At 60.8% G+C, this 22,521-nt stretch carries 19 protein-coding genes; 18 read left to right on the forward strand and 1 reads right to left on the reverse strand.

The features are described 5' to 3' along the window. Positions 1-4 precede the first annotated feature (4 nt). Both VRB54_RS14485 and cspD read left to right on the forward strand, forming a co-directional pair. The gene (locus VRB54_RS14485; protein ID WP_422396109.1) at positions 5-829 is read left to right on the forward strand and encodes an IS3 family transposase; all 825 of its coding nucleotides are present in this window, start codon (positions 5-7) and stop codon (positions 827-829) included. Positions 830-876: 47 nt separating this feature from the next. Beyond that, entirely contained in the window at positions 877-1,167 is a 291-nt protein-coding gene (cspD, locus tag VRB54_RS14490) for a cold shock domain-containing protein CspD (RefSeq protein WP_338481112.1), read from the forward strand. 82 nt (positions 1,168-1,249) lie between these two features. Here the strand turns inward: cspD and icd are convergent, their stop codons facing one another. Beyond that, positions 1,250-2,506, reverse strand: coding sequence for an NADP-dependent isocitrate dehydrogenase (gene icd / locus VRB54_RS14495; RefSeq protein ID WP_338477747.1), 1,257 nt, complete (start codon positions 2,504-2,506; stop codon positions 1,250-1,252). 497 nt (positions 2,507-3,003) lie between these two features. Between icd and VRB54_RS14500 the strand changes: the two genes are divergently transcribed. The 16 genes from VRB54_RS14500 to nuoH all read left to right on the forward strand — a co-directional run bounded on the left by VRB54_RS14500 (position 3,004) and on the right by nuoH (position 22,521). Next, a complete protein-coding gene (locus VRB54_RS14500) occupies positions 3,004-5,229 on the forward strand; it encodes an NADP-dependent isocitrate dehydrogenase (protein ID WP_338477748.1) in 2,226 nt (741 codons plus the stop codon). A 227-nt stretch (positions 5,230-5,456) separates the two neighbouring features. Next, positions 5,457-5,903, forward strand: coding sequence for an NUDIX hydrolase (locus tag VRB54_RS14505; protein WP_338477749.1), 447 nt, complete (start codon positions 5,457-5,459; stop codon positions 5,901-5,903). A gap of 59 nt (positions 5,904-5,962) precedes the next feature. Further along, the gene (mnmA, locus tag VRB54_RS14510; RefSeq protein ID WP_322213950.1) at positions 5,963-7,087 is read left to right on the forward strand and encodes a tRNA 2-thiouridine(34) synthase MnmA; all 1,125 of its coding nucleotides are present in this window, start codon (positions 5,963-5,965) and stop codon (positions 7,085-7,087) included. After that, complete coding sequence (gene hflD / locus VRB54_RS14515; protein ID WP_338477750.1) at positions 7,084-7,707, forward strand: high frequency lysogenization protein HflD; 624 nt, start codon at positions 7,084-7,086, stop codon at positions 7,705-7,707. Before mnmA ends, hflD begins: the two co-directional genes overlap by 4 nt. A gap of 125 nt (positions 7,708-7,832) precedes the next feature. Then, positions 7,833-9,203 carry an adenylosuccinate lyase gene (purB, locus tag VRB54_RS14520; protein ID WP_057007517.1) on the forward strand — a complete coding sequence of 457 codons (1,371 nt, stop codon included), beginning with the start codon at positions 7,833-7,835 and terminating at the stop codon, positions 9,201-9,203. 83 nt (positions 9,204-9,286) lie between these two features. Then, positions 9,287-10,453 (forward strand): cupin domain-containing protein, encoded by a 1,167-nt coding sequence (locus VRB54_RS14525; RefSeq protein ID WP_322213951.1) that lies wholly within the window; start codon positions 9,287-9,289, stop codon positions 10,451-10,453. After that, a complete protein-coding gene (locus tag VRB54_RS14530) occupies positions 10,446-10,868 on the forward strand; it encodes a GNAT family N-acetyltransferase (RefSeq protein ID WP_338477751.1) in 423 nt (140 codons plus the stop codon). The genes VRB54_RS14525 and VRB54_RS14530 overlap by 8 nt, the downstream gene beginning before the upstream one ends. A gap of 221 nt (positions 10,869-11,089) precedes the next feature. Continuing rightward, positions 11,090-11,815 (forward strand): secretin N-terminal domain-containing protein, encoded by a 726-nt coding sequence (locus VRB54_RS14535; protein WP_338477752.1) that lies wholly within the window; start codon positions 11,090-11,092, stop codon positions 11,813-11,815. A gap of 179 nt (positions 11,816-11,994) precedes the next feature. Then, the gene (gene aceA / locus VRB54_RS14540; protein WP_338477753.1) at positions 11,995-13,320 is read left to right on the forward strand and encodes an isocitrate lyase; all 1,326 of its coding nucleotides are present in this window, start codon (positions 11,995-11,997) and stop codon (positions 13,318-13,320) included. Positions 13,321-13,857: 537 nt separating this feature from the next. Further along, on the forward strand, positions 13,858-14,271 hold the full coding sequence (locus VRB54_RS14545) for an NADH-quinone oxidoreductase subunit A (protein ID WP_015372409.1): 414 nt from the start codon (positions 13,858-13,860) through the stop codon (positions 14,269-14,271). A 10-nt stretch (positions 14,272-14,281) separates the two neighbouring features. Next, the gene (locus VRB54_RS14550) at positions 14,282-14,956 is read left to right on the forward strand and encodes a NuoB/complex I 20 kDa subunit family protein (protein ID WP_012724951.1); all 675 of its coding nucleotides are present in this window, start codon (positions 14,282-14,284) and stop codon (positions 14,954-14,956) included. A 71-nt stretch (positions 14,957-15,027) separates the two neighbouring features. After that, positions 15,028-16,812, forward strand: a complete 1,785-nt coding sequence (gene nuoC, locus VRB54_RS14555; RefSeq protein WP_338477754.1) for an NADH-quinone oxidoreductase subunit C/D — start codon at positions 15,028-15,030, stop codon at positions 16,810-16,812. 2 nt (positions 16,813-16,814) lie between these two features. Continuing rightward, a complete protein-coding gene (gene nuoE, locus VRB54_RS14560; RefSeq protein ID WP_003232080.1) occupies positions 16,815-17,312 on the forward strand; it encodes an NADH-quinone oxidoreductase subunit NuoE in 498 nt (165 codons plus the stop codon). Continuing rightward, the gene (gene nuoF, locus VRB54_RS14565; RefSeq protein ID WP_003232078.1) at positions 17,309-18,667 is read left to right on the forward strand and encodes an NADH-quinone oxidoreductase subunit NuoF; all 1,359 of its coding nucleotides are present in this window, start codon (positions 17,309-17,311) and stop codon (positions 18,665-18,667) included. Before nuoE ends, nuoF begins: the two co-directional genes overlap by 4 nt. A 135-nt stretch (positions 18,668-18,802) precedes the next feature. Next, entirely contained in the window at positions 18,803-21,517 is a 2,715-nt protein-coding gene (nuoG, locus tag VRB54_RS14570; protein ID WP_338477755.1) for an NADH-quinone oxidoreductase subunit NuoG, read from the forward strand. Continuing rightward, a complete protein-coding gene (gene nuoH, locus VRB54_RS14575; RefSeq protein WP_012724954.1) occupies positions 21,514-22,521 on the forward strand; it encodes an NADH-quinone oxidoreductase subunit NuoH in 1,008 nt (335 codons plus the stop codon). The genes nuoG and nuoH overlap by 4 nt, the downstream gene beginning before the upstream one ends.

Below are 22,521 nucleotides of genomic sequence, written 5' to 3' on the forward strand. Positions count from 1 at the left end.
TGAGCTGGACGAGCAGTACGGCGTTAAAAGGTGTTGCCGGGTGTTTGGGGTCAACCGCAGTAGCTTCTACGCCTGGCGCCAGCGCCAAGGCAGAGCAAATCCCGAACGGGACAAGCTCAAAGCCGCGCTGGTCAGGCACCACAAGGCGTCCAGAGAGTCGGCCGGCGCACGTACTTTGTCCAAGGAGCTACAAGCCAAAGGGCATCGTATCGGACGTTACATGGCTCGCAGTTTGATGCGCGAAGCTGGCATCGCTAGTCGTCAGCGCAGGCGCCATAAGTACAAGTCGCCGGGCGTGGAGGCCTTGGTAGCGCCGCACATGCTCAAGCGGAAATTTGACGTGACGGCGGTTAATCAGGTGTGGTGTGGCGACGTGACTTACATCAAGGTCGGCAAGCGGTGGATGTACTTCGCAGCCATTTTGGATCTGTACGCTCGCAGGATCGTAGGCTGGTCGTTCTCGATGATTTCCGATGCCAACCTGACCTGCGAAGCACTAGGCATGGCAGTGGAGCTACGGGGCCATCCTCAGGATGTGTTGTTTCATTCTGACCAAGGTTGTCAGTACACCAGTCATAAATTCAGAAATTTGCTGCTGAAACATGGATTTAGGCAAAGCATGAGCCGTAAAGGCGAGTGCTGGGACAACGCTCCAATGGAGCGTTTCTTTGGCAGTTTGAAGTCGGAGTGGGTGCCTGAAACGGGTTACAAACTCGAACATGAGGCCCGAGCAGACGTGCAGCGCTATGTCTCGCGCTACAACATCAGCAGACCTCATAGCTACAACGACTACCGGTCGCCGGTCTCCAAGGAAAGGTTGGCGGCGTGAACCTTAATCAGTGTCCAAGATTACTTGACCAGTTCACTGGCGTCAAGATCAATGGCAAGGTCAAATGGTTCAACAATGCCAAAGGGTATGGATTCATTGTTCAAGATGGCAAGTCCGAGGACCTTTTTGCGCATTACTCGGCAATTAGCATGGAGGGGTACAAAACGCTGAAAGCGGGCCAACCGGTGTCTTTTGAGATCATTCAGGGACCCAAGGGTCTGCACGCCATCGCTATTTGTGCTGTTTGCGAACAAAGCCCGGAAAAAACCCATGACGAAACACACGAGAAAAAACACAACGCGCAGATTGCTCCGCAGGAAATAAAAGAACCGGCCTAGCCAGGTACTGAGCCGAGCGCTCTGCAAAATAAAACCGGCCACCCTGGATTGATCAGGATGGCCGGTTTTTTTCAACCTCGTTTTACATATGCGAAATCAACGCATCGCCAAAACCCGACGACGACACCAGCGTCGCCCCGTCCATCAGGCGCTCGAAGTCATACGTCACGGTCTTGGCCGAAATAGCCCCGTTAGTGCCTTTAATGATCAGGTCTGCTGCCTCTGTCCAGCCCATATGGCGCAGCATCATTTCTGCCGACAGAATCAGCGAGCCCGGGTTGACCTGGTCCTTGCCCGCGTACTTGGGCGCCGTTCCATGGGTAGCCTCGAACATGGCCACGGTATCGGAAAGGTTGGCGCCAGGCGCAATGCCGATACCTCCCACTTCCGCCGCCAGCGCATCGGACAGGTAGTCGCCGTTGAGGTTTAGCGTGGCGATCACGTCATATTCAGCCGGGCGCAGCAGGATCTGCTGGAGCATGGCGTCGGCAATGGCGTCCTTGACCACTACCTTCTTGCCGGTCTTGGGATTCTTGAACTGCATCCATGGGCCGCCGTCGAGCAGGGTCGCGCCAAATTCCTTCTCGGCAATGCCGTAGGCCCATTCCTTGAAGGCACCCTCGGTGAACTTCATGATGTTGCCTTTGTGCACGATGGTCAGCGATTCACGGTCATTGTCCACCACATACTGCAGGGCCTTGCGCGCCAGACGCTCGGTGCCCTCTTTAGATACGGGTTTGACGCCAATCCCGCAGTCCTGGTCGAAGCGGATCTTGGTGACGCCCATTTCCTCCTTGAGAAACTTGATCACCTTGATCGCTTCCGGCGAGCCGGCCTTCCATTCGATGCCGGCGTAAATGTCCTCGGAGTTTTCGCGGAAGATGGTCATGTCCACATCCCCTGGCTTTTTCACCGGGCTGGGTACACCTTCAAACCAACGTACCGGGCGCAGGCACACGTAGAGGTCCAGTTGCTGACGCAGGGCCACGTTCAGCGAACGGATCCCGCCACCCACTGGCGTGGTCAGCGGGCCCTTGATGGACACCACGTAATCCTTGACCGCATCGAGGGTTTCCTGGGGCAGCCAGGTGTCCTGATCGTAGACCTGAGTTGCCTTCTCGCCGGCATACACCTCCATCCAGGAGATTTTGCGCTTGCCACCGTAGGCCTTTTCAACCGCTGCATCGACCACCTTGATCATTACCGGGCTGATGTCGACGCCGATGCCATCACCTTCAATGTAAGGGATGATCGGGTGGTCAGGCACATTGAGCGAATGGTCTGCATTGACGGTGATTTTGTCGCCGACGGCCGGAACCTGAATCTTCTGGTATCCCATGCTGAACTCCATCTATGGATTAAACATCTGGCTGCGTTCGAGCCTACTCCAGATAAATGACACCTGACACCTGGCGCCCTGCTCATTTGCGTCGAAAACAGCATCATTTGTGGCCTACAAGCTTTATACCCATGGCAAAATCGCCAATCCTGAGCACATCGCGCAACCTCTGGCGCGCCCCGCCCGCCTGCGACCTTTAGACCAATGGACGACACACCTTTTGTGTGAAGGCTCTACGTCAGCATAGCGACCTATGTATAATGCCGCCGCTGACCCAAGAGTCACGACGGCTGACCGCTCTGGAACAGGTGCCTTCAGCTGCCGAGCCGGACTACTACAATAGTCCACCCGCTTGACGCTCGACTGATGCAACTCAACATCACCGCGAAGAAACCTCGACATTTCGCTCATGGATGACTTTGAACGAACGCGCTCAACCCAGGCGCATCTCGAGTTTCTGCGCACGCTTTCAGCAAATGAAGAGAGTTAATCCGAATATGCCCACCCGCTCGAAGATCATCTATACCTTCACCGACGAAGCCCCGGCCCTCGCCACCTATTCATTGCTGCCTATCGTAGAGGCCTTCACCGCTTCCGCTGATATTGCCGTGGAAACCCGCGATATTTCCCTCGCCGGGCGCATCCTCGCAAGCTTCCCCGAGCAACTGGGCGCCAAGGCTGTAGCGGACCACCTCGCCGAACTGGGCGACCTGGCCGTAACCCCTGAAGCCAACATCATCAAGCTGCCTAACATCAGCGCCTCGACCCCGCAGCTGCAAGCCGCGATCAAGGAACTGCAGGCCCAGGGCCATGCCCTGCCGGACTACCCGGAAACCGTAACCACCGACGCGGAAAAAGAAACCCGTGCGCGTTACGACAAGGTCAAGGGCAGCGCCGTGAACCCGGTACTGCGCGAAGGCAACTCCGACCGCCGCGCACCGCTGTCGGTCAAAAACTACGCGCGCAAGCACCCGCATAAAATGGGCGCCTGGGCAGCTGACTCCAAGTCCCACATCGCGCACATGAGCAATGGCGACTTCTACGGCAGCGAAAAATCCGTACAGATCGACGCCGCTGACGCAGTCAAGATCGAACTGGTCGCTCAGGACGGCACTTCCAGCGTCCTCAAAGAGAAGACCTCGGTACAGGCCGGCGAAATCATCGACACCGCCGTGCTGAGCAAAAACGCACTGCGCAGCTTCATCGCCGCGGAAATCGAAGACGCCAAGAAACAAGGCGTGCTGCTGTCGGTTCACCTCAAGGCCACCATGATGAAGGTCTCCGACCCGATCATGTTCGGCCAGATCGTTGCCGAGTTCTATAAGGACGCCCTGACCAAGCACGCCGCCGTGCTTGAGCAGATCGGCTTCAACCTGAACAACGGCATCGGCGACCTGTACGCACGCATCAAGGCCCTGCCGGCCGAGCAGCAAGCGCAGATCGAAGCGGATATCCAGGCGGTCTACGCCGCTCGCCCATCCCTGGCGATGGTCAACTCCGACAAGGGCATCACCAACCTGCACGTGCCGAGCGACGTGATCGTCGACGCCTCGATGCCGGCAATGATCCGTGACTCCGGCAAGATGTGGGGCACCGACGGCCAGTTGCACGACACCAAGGCCGTGATCCCGGATCGCTGCTACGCGACCATCTACCAGGCGGTCATCGAAGACTGCAAGGCTCATGGCGCCTTCGACCCGACTACCATGGGCAGCGTGCCGAACGTGGGCCTGATGGCCAAGAAAGCCGAAGAGTACGGCTCCCACGACAAGACGTTCCAGATCAAGGCTGACGGCGTTGTGCGCGTCACCGACAGCAAGGGCAACCTGCTGATGGAACAGACCGTCGAAGCCGGCGACATCTTCCGCATGTGCCAGACCAAGGACGCGCCGATTCAGGACTGGGTCAAGCTTGCCGTCAACCGTGCCCGCGCCAGCGACACCCCGGCCATCTTCTGGCTCGACCCACAGCGCGCACACGATAGCGTCGTGGTCGAGAAAGTTCAGGCCTACCTGAAAGACCACAACACTGAAGGCCTGGACATCCGCATCATGTCGCCGGTCGACGCGATGAAGTTCACCCTGGAACGCACCCGCAAGGGTCTGGACACCATCTCGGTGACCGGCAACGTCCTGCGCGACTACCTGACCGACCTGTTCCCGATCATGGAACTGGGCACCAGTGCCAAGATGCTGTCGATCGTGCCACTGATGAACGGCGGCGGCCTGTTCGAAACCGGCGCCGGCGGTTCGGCGCCCAAGCACGTGCAGCAACTGCTGGAAGAAAACTTCCTGCGCTGGGACTCCCTGGGCGAGTTCCTGGCCCTGGCCGCGTCCCTTGAACATCTGGGTGTGACGTACAACAACCCGAAAGCCCTGGTACTGTCCAAAACCCTGGACCAGGCCACCGGCCAGTTCCTGGACAACAACAAGTCGCCTTCGCGCAAAGTCGGCAACATCGACAACCGCGGCAGCCACTTCTACCTGGCGCTGTACTGGGCCCAGGCCCTGGCCGCCCAGACTGAAGATACCGCGCTGCAGGCGCAGTTCGGCGAACTGGCCAACACCCTGGCCGCGAACGAAGCAACCATCGTTGCCGAGCTCAACGCCGTACAGGGCAAGCCTGTGGACATCGGTGGCTACTACGCGCCGAACCCTGAGCTGACCAGCAAGGCCATGCGCCCGAGCAATACGCTCAATGCGGCGATTGCCAAGTTGAAGTAAGGCTGTAACGCAGCACCACGAACCCCGGCCGAGTGCCGGGGTTTGTGCTTCCACCGCTCAGCCACTGAAGAAACCCGATCAAACTGTGGGAGGGGGCTTGCTCCCGATGGCGGTGTGTCAGACTCTGACAGGTCGCTGAACCACCGCCATCGGGAGCAAGCCCCCTCCCACACTGGCTATGATTCTATCCAGGATCGCGCTGTATTCTGCAATAGAGAGATTTGCCCATGACCTGGCAACCCCACATCACCGTCGCCACCCTCGTCGAAGACAATGGCCGCTTCCTGATGGTCGAAGAACTCAAGGGCGGCCGCGCTGTGCTCAATCAGCCCGCCGGCCACCTAGACCCGAACGAAACCCTCACCGAAGCCGCCGTGCGCGAAACCCTCGAAGAAACCGGCTGGGATGTCGAAGCCACCGGCATCGTCGGCATTTACCTCTACACCGCACCGAGCAATGGCGTGACCTACCAGCGTGTATGCTTTATCGCCAAAGCGCTTAAGCACCACCCCGACTATCAACTCGACGACGGCATCCTGCGCGCCCGCTGGCTGTCCCGTGACGAATTGATCACCCTGCGCGCCGACTGGCGCAGCGAGCTGATCATCCGCTGTATCGATGATTATCTGGCCGGCCAGAGGCACAGTCTGGAATTGATCCGCCCTTCTCTTTAGCCTTAGCGGCTGCGGCCTGCTAGAATCGCGTCCTTTTTCAAGACACCCGTTGAAACCCTATGCGTGATCCAGCCCCTTCTGACACACAAAAGAAGCGCGTCATCGTCGGCATGTCCGGCGGCGTGGATTCTTCCGTTTCCGCCGTTCTGCTCATGGAGCAGGGTTATGAGGTGGAAGGCCTGTTCATGAAGAACTGGGAAGAAGACGATGGAACCGAATACTGCACCGCCATGGACGACCTGGCGGATGCCCAGGCTGTGTGCGACAAGATCGGCATCAAGCTGCACACCGCCAACTTCGCCGCCGAGTACTGGGACAATGTGTTCGAGCACTTCCTGGCCGAATACAAGGCCGGCCGCACGCCGAACCCGGACATCCTGTGCAACCGCGAAATCAAGTTCAAGGCGTTCCTCGACTACGCCCTGATGCTCGGCGCCGACCTGATCGCCACCGGGCACTACGTGCGCCGCCGCGATATCGATGGCCGCACCGAATTGCTCAAGGGCCTGGACCCGAACAAGGACCAGAGCTACTTCCTGCACGCCGTCGGCGGCGAACAGATCGCCAAGACACTGTTCCCGGTGGGCGAGCTGGAAAAACCCGAAGTGCGCAGAATCGCCGAGCAACACGGCCTGGCCACCGCCAAGAAGAAAGACTCCACCGGCATCTGCTTTATCGGTGAGCGCCGTTTCAGCGATTTTCTCAAGCAGTACCTGCCGGCGCAGCCGGGCGAGATCAAGACCCCTTCAGGCGAAGTGATCGGCCGCCACCACGGCCTGATGTACCACACCATCGGCCAGCGCCAGGGCCTGGGCATCGGCGGTTTGAAAGACGCCGGCGAAGAGCCGTGGTACGTGCTGGTCAAGGACCTGGAACACAACGTGCTGGTCGTCGGCCAGGGCAACGAGCACCCGCTGCTGTTCTCCGGCGCGCTGCTCGCTTCCGAGATCTACTGGGTCAACCCTGTAGACCTCAGCACGCCGCGCCGCCTGACCGCCAAGGTGCGCTATCGCCAGGGCGACCAGCCCTGCACCCTGGAAAAAACCGCCAACGGCTACCGCGCCACCTTCGACGACCCGCAACGCGCGGTCACGCCAGGCCAGTCCGTGGTGTTCTACGACGGCGAAATCTGCCTGGGCGGCGGCGTGATTGAAGTCGCGCAAGCCTGGAGCCACCCGGCATGAGCCCGACCCAAGAGCAATTGACGGCGCTCGGCGGCGTGTTCCTCGCGGCGGTGCTGGTGGACAAGATCGCCAGAACCGGCCAGGTCACCGAAGCCGGCCTGACCTGCATGCTCGGCAGCCTGCTGATCCGCGACCCCAAGGACACCCTGGAAGTCTACGGTGGCGACGATCTGGCGCTGCGTGAAGGCTACCGCGCACTGATCGGCGCCCTGGAGCGCGACCCCAGCACCCTGCAGCGCGAGCCGTTGCGTTACGCCCTGTCGATGCTCGGCCTGGAGCGTCAACTGGCCAAGCGCGACGACATGCTCGACACCATCGGCAAACGCCTGCCGCAGATCCAGTCCCAGGTTGAACACTTCGGCCCGGCCCACGAAAACGTGGTCGCAGCCTGCGGCGCGCTGTACCAGGACACCCTGAGCACCCTGCGCCAGCGCATCCAGGTGCACGGCGACATGCGCAACCTGCAGCAACCGAACAACGCTTCGAAGATCCGCGCCCTGCTGCTGGCCGGTATTCGTTCGGCGCGGTTGTGGCGTCAGTTGGGCGGCCATCGCTGGCAGTTGGTGATCAGCCGACGCAAATTGCTCAAAGAGCTTTACCCGTTGATGCGCAACGAATAAGTCGCCGCAACAGACTGTTTTCACGACGTTACGCGTAATACGCCGGTCAGTTGGCAACGGACCGGCGGATCTTTTCATGTATGATACGCGCCCCATTTCGTTGCCCGACTGTCCGAGAGCACCCCATGCAGCTTTCTTCGCTCACTGCGGTTTCCCCTGTTGACGGCCGCTACGCCGGCAAAACCCAGGCCCTGCGCCCTATTTTCAGCGAGTACGGCCTGATCCGTGCGCGCGTGCTGGTTGAAGTGCGCTGGCTCCAGCGCCTGGCCGCACACCCTGGCATCAGCGAAGTGCCGGCGTTCTCCGCCGAAGCCAACGCAGTGCTCAACACCCTGGCGGACAACTTCGCCCTGGAGCACGCCGAGCGTGTGAAAGAGATCGAGCGCACCACCAACCACGACGTCAAAGCCATCGAGTACCTGCTCAAGGAGCAGGCGGCCAAGCTGCCGGAACTGGCCCAGGTCAGCGAGTTCATCCACTTTGCCTGCACCAGCGAGGACATCAACAACCTGTCCCACGCCCTGATGCTGCGCGAAGGCCGCGATGACGTGATGCTGCCGCTGATGCGCCAGACTGCCGAGGCCATCCGTGAACTGGCCGTGCGTTTCGCTGCCGTGCCGATGCTGTCGCGCACCCACGGTCAGCCGGCGTCGCCGACCACCCTGGGTAAAGAGCTGGCCAACGTGGTGTACCGCCTGGAGCGCCAGATCGCTCAGGTGGCGGCCGTGCCGCTGCTGGGCAAGATCAACGGTGCCGTGGGCAACTACAACGCGCACCTGTCGGCCTACCCGGAAATCGACTGGGAAGAAAACGCCCGCGCCTTCATCGAAGACGAGCTGGGCCTGGGCTTCAACCCCTACACCACGCAGATCGAACCTCACGACTACATCGCCGAGCTGTTCGACGCCATTGCGCGCTTCAACACTATCCTGATCGACTTCGACCGTGATATCTGGGGCTACATCTCCCTGGGCTACTTCAAGCAGCGCACCATTGCCGGCGAAATCGGCTCCTCGACCATGCCGCACAAGGTCAACCCGATCGATTTCGAAAACTCCGAAGGCAACCTCGGCATCGCCAACGCACTGTTCCAGCACCTGGCCAGCAAGTTGCCGATCTCCCGCTGGCAGCGCGACCTGACCGACTCCACCGTACTGCGCAACCTCGGCGTGGGCTTTGCCCATAGCGTGATCGCGTACGAAGCCAGCCTCAAAGGCATCAGCAAGCTTGAGCTCAACGAGCAGAAAATCGCCGCTGACCTGGACGCCTGCTGGGAAGTGCTGGCCGAGCCGATCCAGACCGTGATGCGCCGCTACAACATCGAAAACCCCTACGAAAAGCTGAAAGAATTGACGCGCGGCAAGGGCATTAGCCCTGAAGCGCTGCAAACTTTCATCGACGGCCTGGACATGCCAGCCGCGGCCAAGGCCGAGCTGAAACTGCTGACGCCGGCCAACTACATCGGCAACGCTGTCGAGCAAGCCAAACGCATCTGACCATCGCAAGACCCTTGAGACGCCCGGCCGCGCCGGGCGTTTTCATTTCAGTCTTAAAAGTGCTTTTTTTCAATAGGTTACACATGAATCCTGATATCCCTCTTCAACTACTGGGCGGCATCACGGCACGGGAGTTCCTGCGCGACTACTGGCAGAAGAAACCCTTGTTGATCCGCCAGGCCATCCCTGATTTCGAAAGCCCGATCGACGCCGACGAACTGGCAGGCCTGGCGCTGGAAGAAGAAGTCGAATCGCGCCTGGTGATCGAGCATGGCGAGCGTCCGTGGGAACTGCGTCGCGGGCCGTTCGCCGAAGACGCTTTCAGCACCCTGCCCGAGCGCGAGTGGACGCTGCTGGTGCAGGCGGTCGACCAGTTCGTGCCGGAAGTGGCCGAGCTGCTGCAACAGTTCCGCTTCCTGCCGAGCTGGCGCATTGACGACGTGATGATCAGCTTCGCCGCACCGGGCGGCAGCGTGGGCCCGCACTTCGACAATTACGACGTGTTCCTGCTGCAGGCCCAGGGCAAGCGCAACTGGAAGATCGGCCAGATGTGCAACTCCGAGAGCCCGCTGCTGCAGCATGCCGACCTGCGCATCCTCGCCGACTTCGAAGAAAGCGCCGAATGGGTGCTGGAGCCGGGTGACATGCTCTACCTGCCGCCGCGCCTGGCCCATTTTGGCATCGCCGAAGACGACTGCATGACCTACTCGGTGGGTTTCCGCGCCCCAAGCGCCGCCGAAGTGCTGACCCACTTCACCGACTTCCTCAGCCAGTACCTGACCGACGAAGAGCGCTACACCGACGCCGATGCGCAGCCGGTCAGCGACCCACATCAGATCCAGAGCGACGCCCTCGACCGCCTCAAGAGCCTGCTGGCCGAGCACATGAGCGACGAGCGCATGCTGCTCACCTGGTTCGGCCAGTTCATGACCGAACCGCGCTACCCGGAACTGGTGGCCGGCGAAGAGCTGGGCGAAGACGACTTCATCGCCAGCCTGCAGGACGGCGCGATCCTGGTGCGCAACCCGAGCGCGCGCCTGGCATGGTCGGAAGTCGACGACGACGTGCTGCTGTTCGCCAGCGGCCAGAGCCGCTACCTGCCAGGCAAGCTGCGCGAGCTGTTGAAGCTGGTGTGCTCGGCCGATGCGCTGCACAGCGATAACCTCGGCCCATGGCTGGCCGACGAAGATGGCCGTGACCTGCTGTGCGAACTGGTCAAGCAGGGCAGCCTGGGGTTCGCCGATGAATAGGATTCACGTAAGTGTCGCGGACTGGCGAAAGGATATCGACGAGATTCGGCGCATTCGTGAAGCGGTATTTATCGCGGAACAATCGGTTCCACCAGAGCTGGAGTGGGATGCGGACGACGCGAGTGCCATGCACTTTCTGGCGTTTGAAGGCGACTTTCCCATAGGCACCGCGCGTCTGCTGCCCAGCGGCGAGATCGGCCGCGTGTCGGTACTCAAGGACTGGCGCGGGCTGAAAGTGGGCGACAAGCTGATGGAAACGGTGATCGGCGTGGCCGAGCAACGTGGGCAGACCCGGCAGTTCTTGAGTGCGCAGGTGTACGCAGCGCCGTTTTACGAGCGGTTGGGCTTCAAGATTGTCAGCGATGAGTTTCTGGAGGTCGGGATTCCGCACGTGGATATGGTGCGCGGGGACTGATCCAGGACCGCGTCGCGGCTATCGGGGGCAAGCCCCCTCCCACATTTTGACCGAGTACATCTTCAAGTGTGGGAGGGGGCCTGCCCCCGATGGCTGTTTCAGCAACACCACAAAATGCCCTGCCTTGTCAGGGCATTTTGCTGTCCGGGATTCAACTTGCGACCCGCCAGGCCGACAAACTGGCACTATCCAAGCTTGAACCAATCGCAGAGATCACGGACATGTCCCTACGCACCCTGCTCACCGCCCTCCTCCTGACCACGAGCGTGTCGGCCATGGCCGACACGGCCGTGGTCGACCTGAGCAACCGCACCAGCGCCGACCTGCTGCCCGTGGCGCAAAATTTCATTGGCAAGGACGGCACCGTCAGCGCCTATGGCAATCAGCTGATCGTCAATGCGCAACCGGACAAAATCGAGGGTTTGCGCGCCCTGCTCGCGCAGTTGGACACACCCGCCAAGCGCCTGCTGATCACCGTCGACACCAATGAAAACAACCAGCAAACCAATGGTCAGGTGATCAGCTACAGCACCGAGAGCCGTGAAGGCGGCATCCAGCAGATCCAGGCCAGCGAAGGCGTGCCCGCACTGATCCAGGTGGGTCAGAGCGTGCCGCTGACCAGCACTCAGCAGGACAGTTACGGTCGCCTGCAAAATCAGACCCAGTACCGCAATGTCACCCAGGGTTTCTATGTCACGGCCAGCGTCACCGGCGAGACCGTTCACCTGGCGATCAGTACCAACCGTGACCGCATGAGCCAGGAACGTCCCGATGTAGTGAACGTACAAAGTACTGACACAACCGTCAGCGGCCGCCTGGGCGAGTGGATTTCCCTGGCCGGCATCAACCGCGCGACTCAAGCCGACAAAGCCTCTACAACCCGCAGCTACTCTACTCAGGGCCGCGATGACCTGACTGTACGGGTCAAAGTCGACAGCCTGAACTGAGGCACCAAAAACTGACTGACAAGTCGCACAAAGGCAAATATGTAGTGCCTTTAAAAAAGCACTACAAAACATTTGACGCCCCAAAAAAGGCTGTGCATGATGGCCTCGCTCCCGCTAATACAGGGCCCTGGCAAGGGGCCCTTGAACCCTAACAAGACGCGACGACGAGGTTTATCTCCATGGCACTGACACGCGAACAGCAAATTGCAGCCCTCGAAAAAGACTGGGCTGAAAACCCACGCTGGAAAGGCGTGACCCGCGCTTATTCGGCTGCTGACGTCGTCCGCCTGCGCGGCTCGGTTCAACCTGAGCACACCTTTGCCAAACTCGGCGCCGAGAAGCTGTGGAACCTGGTCACCCAGGGCGCCAAGCCGTCCTTCCGCCCCGACAAGGATTTCGTCAACTGCATGGGCGCCCTCACCGGCGGCCAGGCTGTGCAGCAGGTAAAAGCCGGTATCCAGGCGATCTACCTGTCCGGCTGGCAAGTGGCGGCGGACAACAACTCCGCCGAATCCATGTACCCCGACCAGTCGCTGTACCCGGTGGACTCGGTGCCGACCGTGGTCAAGCGCATCAACAACTCGTTCCGCCGTGCCGACCAGATCCAGTGGAAAGCCGGCAAAGGCCCGGGCGACGAAGGTTACATCGACTACTTCGCCCCCATCGTGGCCGATGCCGAAGCCGGTTTCGGCGGCGTACTCAACGCCTACGAACTGATGAAAAGCATGATCGAGGCAGGCGCTGCCGGCGTGCACTTCGAAGACCAATTGGCCTCGGTGAAAAAATGCGGCCACATGGGCGGCAAGGTGCTGGTTCCGACCCAGGAGGCGGTACAGAAGCTGACCGCTGCGCGCCTGGTCGCCGACGTGGCCGGCACCCCGACCATTATCCTTGCCCGTACCGACGCCAACGCGGCTGACCTCTTGACGTCCGATTGCGATCCGTACGACCAGCCGTTCGTGACCGGCGAACGCACTCAGGAAGGTTTCTACAAGGTGCGCGCCGGCCTCGACCAGGCCATCGCCCGTGGCCTGGCCTATGCGCCGTACGCCGACCTGATCTGGTGCGAAACCGCCAAGCCGGATCTGGACGAAGCGCGTCGTTTCGCCGAAGCGATCAAGAAGGAATACCCGGACCAACTGCTGTCCTACAACTGCTCGCCGTCCTTCAACTGGAAGAAGAACCTGGACGACGCGACCATCGCCAAGTTCCAGCGCGAACTGTCGGCCATGGGCTACAAGCATCAGTTCATCACCCTGGCCGGCATTCACAACATGTGGCACAGCATGTTCAACCTGGCGCACGACTACGCCCGCAATGACATGACCGCCTACGTGAAGCTGCAGGAGCAGGAGTTCGCCGACGCTTCCAAGGGCTACACCTTCGTGGCGCACCAGCAGGAAGTGGGCACCGGCTACTTCGATGACATGACCACCGTGATCCAGGGCGGCACTTCGTCGGTGACTGCGCTGAAGGGTTCGACTGAAGAAGAGCAGTTCCACTAAGACCACAACGCCGCACAGCAAAAAGCCCCGACTGGTTCGGGGCTTTTTGCTGTGCGGCGTGGGGCTCAACTGTGGGAGGGAGCAAGCCCCCTCCCACACTGAATCCTGTGTCGATTGCGCAGGTTTTGCACAAAACATTGATCCAGAGCGGTATCTGCGCACACCGGATCGGTTAAAAAATCCGTTCCAGCAACTAACAGCATTCAACCAAGTAACAACAACTTCCCGCGCCACACGAGAACCATTCCCTTAAACCCCTCACAAACAATAGTCATTATCATTTGGCGCATAAAAACTTGGTTGTCGCGTCAACCGGGCGTAATTGATTCAAAGCCCGCTAATGCCCGCAGAGCAAGGGCTACAGCCCCACAAAGGTGCACTATGTGCTTCATCCACCGAATAATTTCGCCGCAGGAATTTTACTTGCCCGGTGTTTAGCCATAAAATCACCGAGATTGATTGCAGTGCGACATATCGTCACTGCATCGTTACTTTTTCGAGCTCAGAGACCTTTGCTCTCTGTTAAGGATTTCCAGCATGACCGAAGCGACAGGACTCATCGCCCACAACTGGGGCTTTGCCATTTTCCTCCTCGGTGTTGTGGGGCTTTGCGCCTTCATGCTCGGCGTCTCCAGCCTCCTCGGGTCAAAAGCCTGGGGGCGCAGCAAGAATGAACCGTTCGAATCCGGCATGCTGCCTACAGGTGGCGCCCGCTTGCGGCTCTCAGCCAAATTCTATCTGGTCGCGATGCTCTTCGTGATCTTCGATATCGAAGCCCTTTTTCTCTTTGCCTGGTCTGTGTCCGTCCGCGAAAGCGGCTGGACCGGATTCGTCGAAGCCCTCGTTTTCATAGCAATTCTGTTGGCAGGCCTTGTCTACCTATTTCGAGTGGGCGCCCTTGACTGGGCTCCGGAAGCTCGTCGCAAGCGGCAAGCGAAGCTGAAACAATGAGGCTTTGGCGATGCAATACAATCTCACCAGGATCGACCCGGATGCTCCTAACGATCAGTACCCCATCGGCGAACGGGAAACCGTCTCCGATCCGTTAGAAGATCAAGTCCACAAAAACATCTACATGGGCAAGCTCGAAGACGTGCTGAGTGGCGCGGTCAACTGGGGGCGTAAAAACTCCCTGTGGCCGTACAACTTCGGCCTTTCGTGCTGCTACGTGGAAATGACCACCGCCTTCACGGCGCCCCACGACATCGCGCGCTTTGGCGCCGAAGTTATTCGGGCATCGCCGCGCCAGGCGGACTTCATGGTTATCGCCGGTACCTGCTTTATCAAGATGGCGCCGATCATTCAGCGCCTCTACGAGCAAATGCTCGAGCCAAAGTGGGTTATCTCCATGGGTTCGTGCGCCAACTCCGGTGGCATGTACGACATCTACTCCGTGGTTCAGGGGGTGGACAAGTTCCTGCCCGTGGACGTCTACGTGCCTGGCTGCCCGCCCCGCCCTGAAGCTTTTCTGCAAGGCTTGATGCTGCTGCAGGAATCGATTGGCAAGGAGCGTCGCCCGCTTTCCTGGGTCGTCGGCGATCAAGGCGTGTACCGCGCCGAGATGCCGTCACAAAAGGAACAGCGCCGCGAACAGCGAATCGCAGTCACCAACCTGCGCAGCCCCGACGAAGTCTGATCCAGCCCGCTTCTTTTATAGAACGAACACCTGGCCTCATTCTTTACGTTGACCGAAAGCGATAAAAAACCATGACTACAGGCAGTGCTCTGTATATCCCGCCTTACAAGGCAGACGACCAGGATGTGGTCGTCGAACTCAATAACCGTTTTGGCCCTGACGCCTTCACCGCCCAGGCCACACGCACCGGCATGCCGGTGTTGTGGGTGGCGCGTGCACGGCTCGTCGAAGTCCTGAGCTTCCTGCGCAACCTGCCCAAGCCGTACGTCATGCTCTATGACCTGCATGGCGTGGACGAGCGTCTGCGTACCAAGCGCCAGGGGCTGCCCAGCGGCGCCGATTTCACCGTGTTCTACCACCTGATGTCGCTGGAACGTAACAGCGATGTGATGATCAAGGTTGCCCTCAGCGAAGGCGACCTGAGCGTGCCGACCGTCACCGGTATCTGGCCCAACGCAAGCTGGTACGAGCGCGAAGTCTGGGACATGTTCGGTATCGACTTCCCGGGCCACCCGCACCTCACGCGCATCATGATGCCGCCGACGTGGGAAGGTCACCCGCTGCGCAAGGACTACCCTGCGCGCGCCACCGAATTCGACCCGTTCAGCCTGACCCTGGCCAAGCAACAGCTCGAAGAAGAAGCTGCGCGCTTCCGCCCGGAAGACTGGGGCATGAAACGCTCCGGCACCAACGAGGACTACATGTTCCTCAACCTGGGCCCTAACCACCCTTCGGCTCACGGTGCCTTCCGCATCATCCTGCAACTGGACGGCGAAGAAATCGTCGACTGCGTGCCCGACATCGGCTACCACCACCGTGGTGCCGAAAAAATGGCCGAGCGTCAGTCCTGGCACAGCTTCATTCCGTACACCGACCGTATCGACTACCTCGGCGGCGTGATGAACAACCTGCCGTACGTGCTCTCGGTCGAGAAGCTCGCCGGTATCAAGGTGCCGGATCGCGTCGACACCATCCGCATCATGATGGCCGAGTTCTTCCGCATCACCAGCCACCTGCTGTTCCTGGGTACCTACATCCAGGACGTGGGCGCCATGACCCCGGTTTTCTTTACCTTCACCGACCGTCAACGCGCCTACAAGGTCATCGAAGCCGTCACCGGTTTCCGCCTGCACCCGGCCTGGTACCGCATCGGCGGCGTGGCGCATGACCTGCCCAACGGCTGGGAGCGTCTGGTCAAGGAATTCATCGACTGGATGCCCAAGCGTCTGGACGAGTACCAAAAGGCCGCGCTGGACAACAGCATCCTCAAGGGCCGCACCATCGGCGTTGCGCAGTACAACACCAAGGAAGCCCTGGAATGGGGCGTCACCGGTGCCGGCCTGCGTTCCACCGGCTGCGATTTCGACCTGCGCAAGGCGCGCCCGTATTCGGGCTACGAGAACTTCGAGTTCGAAGTGCCGCTGGCCGCCAATGGCGATGCCTACGACCGCTGCATCGTGCGCGTCGAAGAAATGCGTCAGAGCCTCAAGATCATCGAGCAATGCATGCGCAACATGCCGGCCGGCCCATACAAGGCGGATCACCCGCTGACGACGCCGCCGCCCAAAGAGCGCACGCTGCAGCACATCGAAACCCTGATCACGCACTTCCTGCAGGTTTCGTGGGGCCCGGTGATGCCGGCCAACGAATCCTTCCAGATGATCGAAGCGACCAAGGGTATCAACAGTTATTACCTGACGAGCGATGGCGGCACCATGAGCTACCGCACCCGGATTCGTACTCCAAGCTTCCCGCACTTGCAGCAGATCCCTTCGGTGATCAAAGGCGAGATGGTCGCGGACTTGATTGCGTACCTGGGTAGTATCGATTTCGTTATGGCCGACGTGGACCGCTAAGCATGAACAGCACGCTTATCCAGACAGACCGTTTCACCTTGAGTGAAACCGAGCGCTCGGCCATCGAGCACGAGCTGCATCACTACGAAGACCCGCGCGCGGCGTCGATCGAAGCCCTGAAGATCGTGCAGAAGGAACGTGGCTGGGTGCCGGACGGCGCCCTCTACGCCATCGGCGAGATCCTCGGCATCCCGGCCAGCGACGTTGAAGGCGTGGCCACGTTCTACAGCCAGATCTTCCGCCAGCCGGTGGGTCGCCACATCATTCGCGTGTGCGACAGCATGGTCTGCTACATCGGTGGCCACGAATCGGTGGTCAGCGAAATCCAGGCCAAACTGGGCATCGGCCTCGGCCAGACCACCGCAGACGGCCGCTTCACGCTGCTGCCGGTGTGCTGCCTGGGCAACTGCGACAAGGCGCCGGCGTTGATGATCGACGACGACACATTCGGTGACGTACAGCCTGCTGGCGTGACCCAATTGCTCGAGGGCTACCCATGACCCTGACCTCTTTCGGCCCGGCCAACCTGATCAAGCGCTCGGCCGAGACCCACCCGCTCACCTGGCGCCTGCGGGACGACGGCGAGCCGGTCTGGCTCGACGAGTACCAGACCAAGAACGGCTACGCTGCTGCACGCAAGGCCTTCGCCGACATGGCCCAGGACGACATCGTCCAGACCGTGAAAGACGCCGGCCTCAAGGGTCGCGGCGGCGCGGGCTTCCCCACGGGCGTGAAGTGGGGCCTGATGCCCAAGGACGAATCCATCAACATCCGTTACCTTTTGTGTAACGCGGATGAAATGGAGCCGAACACCTGGAAAGACCGCATGCTGATGGAGCAACTGCCCCATCTGCTGATCGAAGGCATGCTGATCAGCGCACGCGCGCTCAAGACCTACCGTGGCTACATCTTCCTGCGTGGCGAATACACCACCGCCGCCAAGCACCTCAACCGCGCCGTGGCAGAAGCCAAGGCAGCAGGCCTGCTGGGCAAGAACATCCTGGGTTCGGGTTTTGACTTCGAACTGTTCGTGCACACCGGCGCCGGGCGTTATATCTGCGGTGAAGAAACCGCACTGATCAACTCCCTCGAAGGGCGCCGCGCCAACCCGCGCTCCAAGCCGCCCTTTCCTGCCGCCGTGGGCGTGTGGGGCAAGCCGACCTGCGTGAACAACGTCGAAACCCTGTGCAACGTGCCGGCGATCATCGCCGACGGCGTGGACTGGTACAAATCGTTGGCCCGCGAAGGCAGCGAAGACATGGGCACCAAGCTCATGGGCTTCTCCGGCAAGGTCAAGAACCCTGGCCTGTGGGAGCTGCCATTTGGCGTCACCGCACGCGAGCTGTTCGAGGACTACGCCGGTGGCATGCGCGACGGCTACACCTTGAAAGCCTGGCAACCAGGTGGCGCGGGTACCGGCTTCCTGCTTCCTGAACACCTCGACGCACAAATGTATGCCGGCGGTATCGGCAAAGTCGGCACCCGGATGGGTACCGGCCTGGCGATGGCGGTGGACAACACCGTGAACATGGTTTCGTTGCTGCGCAACATGGAGCAGTTCTTTGCCCGTGAATCGTGCGGTTTCTGCACCCCATGCCGCGACGGTTTGCCGTGGAGCGTGAAGCTGCTGATGGCTCTGGAAAACGGTGAAGGCCGCGAGGGGGATATCGAAACCCTGCTCGGCCTGGTCGGCTTCCTCGGCCCAGGCAAGACCTTCTGTGCTCACGCACCGGGCGCCGTGGAGCCATTGGGCAGCGCAATCAAATACTTCCGCCCTGAATTCGAGGCCGGCATCGCGCCAACCCGCGCGGGCGAGCTGACTCAGGTGGTATCGCCGACCATGGTCGGCGCGTAACGCTTTAAAAGGCGAAGGGCCCGTGCCCTTCGCTTTCTCATGTGCTGACGCCTTGATGGCTGTGTAGATGCACATGAATAACAAGATTCCATTAGCCACGCCCGCTGACAACGGGCCAACGAAGAACTTTGAACCATGGCCACTATCCACGTAGACGGCAAAGCGCTCGAAGTCGATGGGGCGGACAACCTGTTACAGGCATGTCTGTCACTCGGCCTCGACATCCCGTATTTCTGCTGGCACCCCGCGCTCGGTAGCGTCGGTGCCTGTCGCCAGTGCGCGGTCAAGCAGTACACCGACGAGAACGACACCCGTGGTCGTATCGTCATGTCGTGCATGACCCCAGCCACCGACAACACCTGGATCTCCATCGAAGATGAAGAATCCAAGGCGTTCCGCGCCAGTGTCGTCGAATGGCTGATGACCAACCACCCCCACGACTGCCCGGTCTGTGAGGAAGGCGGTCACTGCCATCTGCAAGACATGACAGTGATGACCGGCCACAACGAGCGCCGTTATCGCTTCACCAAGCGCACCCACCAGAACCAGCAACTGGGCCCGTTCATCTCCCACGAAATGAACCGCTGCATCGCCTGCTATCGCTGCGTGCGTTTCTACAAAGACTACGCCGGCGGCACCGACCTGGGCGTATTCGGCGCCCACGACAACGTGTACTTCGGTCGCGTTGAAGACGGCGTTCTGGAAAGCGAGTTCTCCGGCAACCTCACCGAGGTCTGCCCGACCGGTGTGTTCACCGACAAGACCCACTCCGAGCGCTACAACCGCAAGTGGGACATGCAATTCGCGCCGAGCATCTGCCATGGCTGCTCCAGCGGTTGCAACATTTCCCCGGGCGAGCGCTACGGTGAACTGCGTCGCATCGAAAACCGCTTCAACGGTTCGGTCAACCAGTACTTCCTCTGCGACCGTGGCCGTTTTGGCTACGGCTATGTCAACCGCAAGGATCGCCCGCGCCAGCCATTGCTGGCCGATGGCACCCAACTGAGCCTGGACAGCGCGCTGGATAAAGCCGCCGACCTGCTGCGCGGCCGCAACATTGTCGGTATCGGTTCGCCACGCGCCAGCCTCGAAAGCAACTTTGCGTTGCGCGAACTGGTCGGCGCCGAGCACTTCTACAGCGGTATCGAAGCCGGCGAGCTGGAGCGCATCCGTCTGGTCCTGCAAGTGCTCAACGACAGCCCGCTGCCAGTGCCGAACATGCGCGACATCGAAGACCACGATGCGATCTTCGTGCTCGGTGAAGACCTGACCCAGACCGCTGCGCGCGTGGCCCTGTCCCTGCGCCAGTCGGTCAAGGGCAAGGCCGAAGACATGGCCGACGCCATGCGCGTGCAGCCGTGGCTCGACGCCGCCGTGAAAAACATCGGCCAGCACGCGCTGAACCCGCTGTTTATCGCCTCCCTGGCTGAAACCAAGCTCGACGACATCGCCGAAGAATGCGTGCACGCAGCACCGGACGACCTGGCCCGCATCGGTTTCGCCGTGGCCCACGCCCTCGACGCCAGCGCACCGGCCGTCGAAGGCCTGGACACTGAAGCCCTCGAGCTGGCCCAGCGCATCGCCGACGCCCTGCTGGCGGCCAAGCGTCCGTTGATCATTGCCGGTACCTCATTGGGTTCCAAGGCACTGATCGAGGCGGCTGCCAACATCGCCAAGGCCTTGAAGCTGCGCGACAAGAACGGCTCCATCAGCCTGGTAGTGCCGGAAGCCAACAGCCTTGGCCTGGCCATGCTCGGTGGCGAGTCCCTGGACGCCGGCCTGCAAGCGGTGATCGACGGCAACGCCGACGCCATCGTGGTGCTGGAAAACGACCTGTACACCCGTACCGACGCTGCCAAAGTTGACGCCGCGCTCAACGCCGCCAAGGTGCTGATCGTCGCCGACCACCAGCAGACCGCCACCAGCGAACGCGCGCATCTGGTACTGCCGGCCGCCACCTTCGCCGAAGGCGACGGTACGCTGGTCAGTCAGGAAGGCCGCGCACAGCGCTTCTTCCAGGTGTTCGATCCGAAGTACATGGACGCCAGCATCCTGGTTCACGAAGGCTGGCGCTGGCTGCATGCCCTGCGCGCGACCCTGCTGAACCAGCCGATCGACTGGACTCAGCTCGATCACGTCACCGCCGCCACCGCCGCCAGCGCGCCGCAGCTTGCGCGGATTGTCGATGCCGCACCGTCCGCCGCGTTCCGCATCAAGGGCATGAAACTGGCCCGCGAACCGCTGCGTTACTCCGGTCGTACCGCCATGCGCGCCGACATCAGCGTGCACGAACCGCGCACCCCGCAAGACCACGACACCGCGTTCGCCTTCTCCATGGAAGGCTACTCGGGTTCGGCCGAACCGCGTCAGCAGGTGCCGTTTGCCTGGTCGCCGGGCTGGAACTCGCCACAGGCCTGGAACAAGTTCCAGGACGAAGTGGGTGGTCACATCCGCGCGGGCGACCCGGGCACCCGCCTGATCGAAAGCACGGGTGATTCGCTGAACTGGTTCGCCGCCGTACCGCGTCCGTTCAACCCGGCGCCGGGCACCTGGCAGGTTGTGCCGTTTTTCCACCTGTTCGGCAGTGAAGAAAACTCTTCCAAGGCCGCTCCGGTGCAAGAGCGCATTCCAGACGCCTACGTGTCGCTGGCCAAGTCCGAAGCGGATCGCCTGGGCGTCAATGACGGTGCCCTGCTCAACCTGAACGTGGCCGGCCAGACCCTGCGTCTGCCGCTGCGCATCAACGATGAGTTGGGTGCCGGCCTGGTTGCATTGCCCAAAGGCCTTGCGGGTATCCCGCCGGCCATTTTCGGCAAAACCGTTGACGGTCTGCAGGAGGCAGCGCAATGACCTGGTTCACCCCTGAAGTGATCGACGTGATCATCTCGGTCGTCAAGGCCATCGTGATCCTGTTGGCCGTGGTCGTCGCGGGCGCCCTGCTCAGCTTCGTCGAACGTCGTCTGCTGGGCTGGTGGCAGGACCGTTACGGTCCGAACCGCGTTGGTCCGTTCGGCATGTTCCAGATCGCTGCCGACATGCTGAAGATGTTCTTCAAGGAAGACTGGACCCCGCCGTTCGCCGACAAGGTGATCTTCACCCTGGCGCCGGTAGTGGCCATGAGCGCCTTGCTGATCGCCTTCGCGGTCATCCCGATCACCCCGACCTGGGGCGTGGCGGACCTGAACATCGGCCTGCTGTTCTTCTTCGCCATGGCCGGTCTGTCGGTGTATGCGGTGCTGTTCGCCGGTTGGTCGAGCAACAACAAGTTCGCCCTGCTGGGCAGCTTGCGCGCCTCGGCCCAGACCGTGTCCTACGAAGTGTTCATGGGCCTGGCGCTGATGGGCATCGTGGTGCAGGTCGGCTCGTTCAACATGCGTGACATTGTCGAGTACCAGGCGCAGAACCTGTGGTTCATCATTCCGCAGTTCTTTGGCTTCTGTACCTTCTTCATTGCTGGCGTGGCCGTGACTCACCGTCACCCCTTCGACCAGCCGGAAGCGGAACAGGAACTGGCCGACGGTTACCACATTGAATATGCCGGCATGAAGTGGGGCATGTTCTTCGTCGGTGAGTACATCGGCATCATCCTGATCTCGGCCCTGCTGGTGACGCTGTTCTTCGGCGGCTGGCACGGTCCGTTCGGCATCCTGCCGCAGTTGGCGTTCTTCTGGTTCTTCCTCAAGACCGCGTTCTTCATCATGTTGTTTATCCTGCTGCGCGCTTCCATTCCGCGTCCACGATACGACCAGGTGATGGATTTCAGCTGGCGCTTCTGCCTGCCACTGACCCTGATCAATTTGCTGGTGACTGCTGCCGTTGTGTTGTTGAACACGCCAGCGGCCGCGGTTCAGTGA

Source organism: Pseudomonas trivialis, from assembly GCF_036864995.1.
GTDB classification, from domain to species: Bacteria; Pseudomonadota; Gammaproteobacteria; order Pseudomonadales; family Pseudomonadaceae; genus Aquipseudomonas; species Aquipseudomonas trivialis.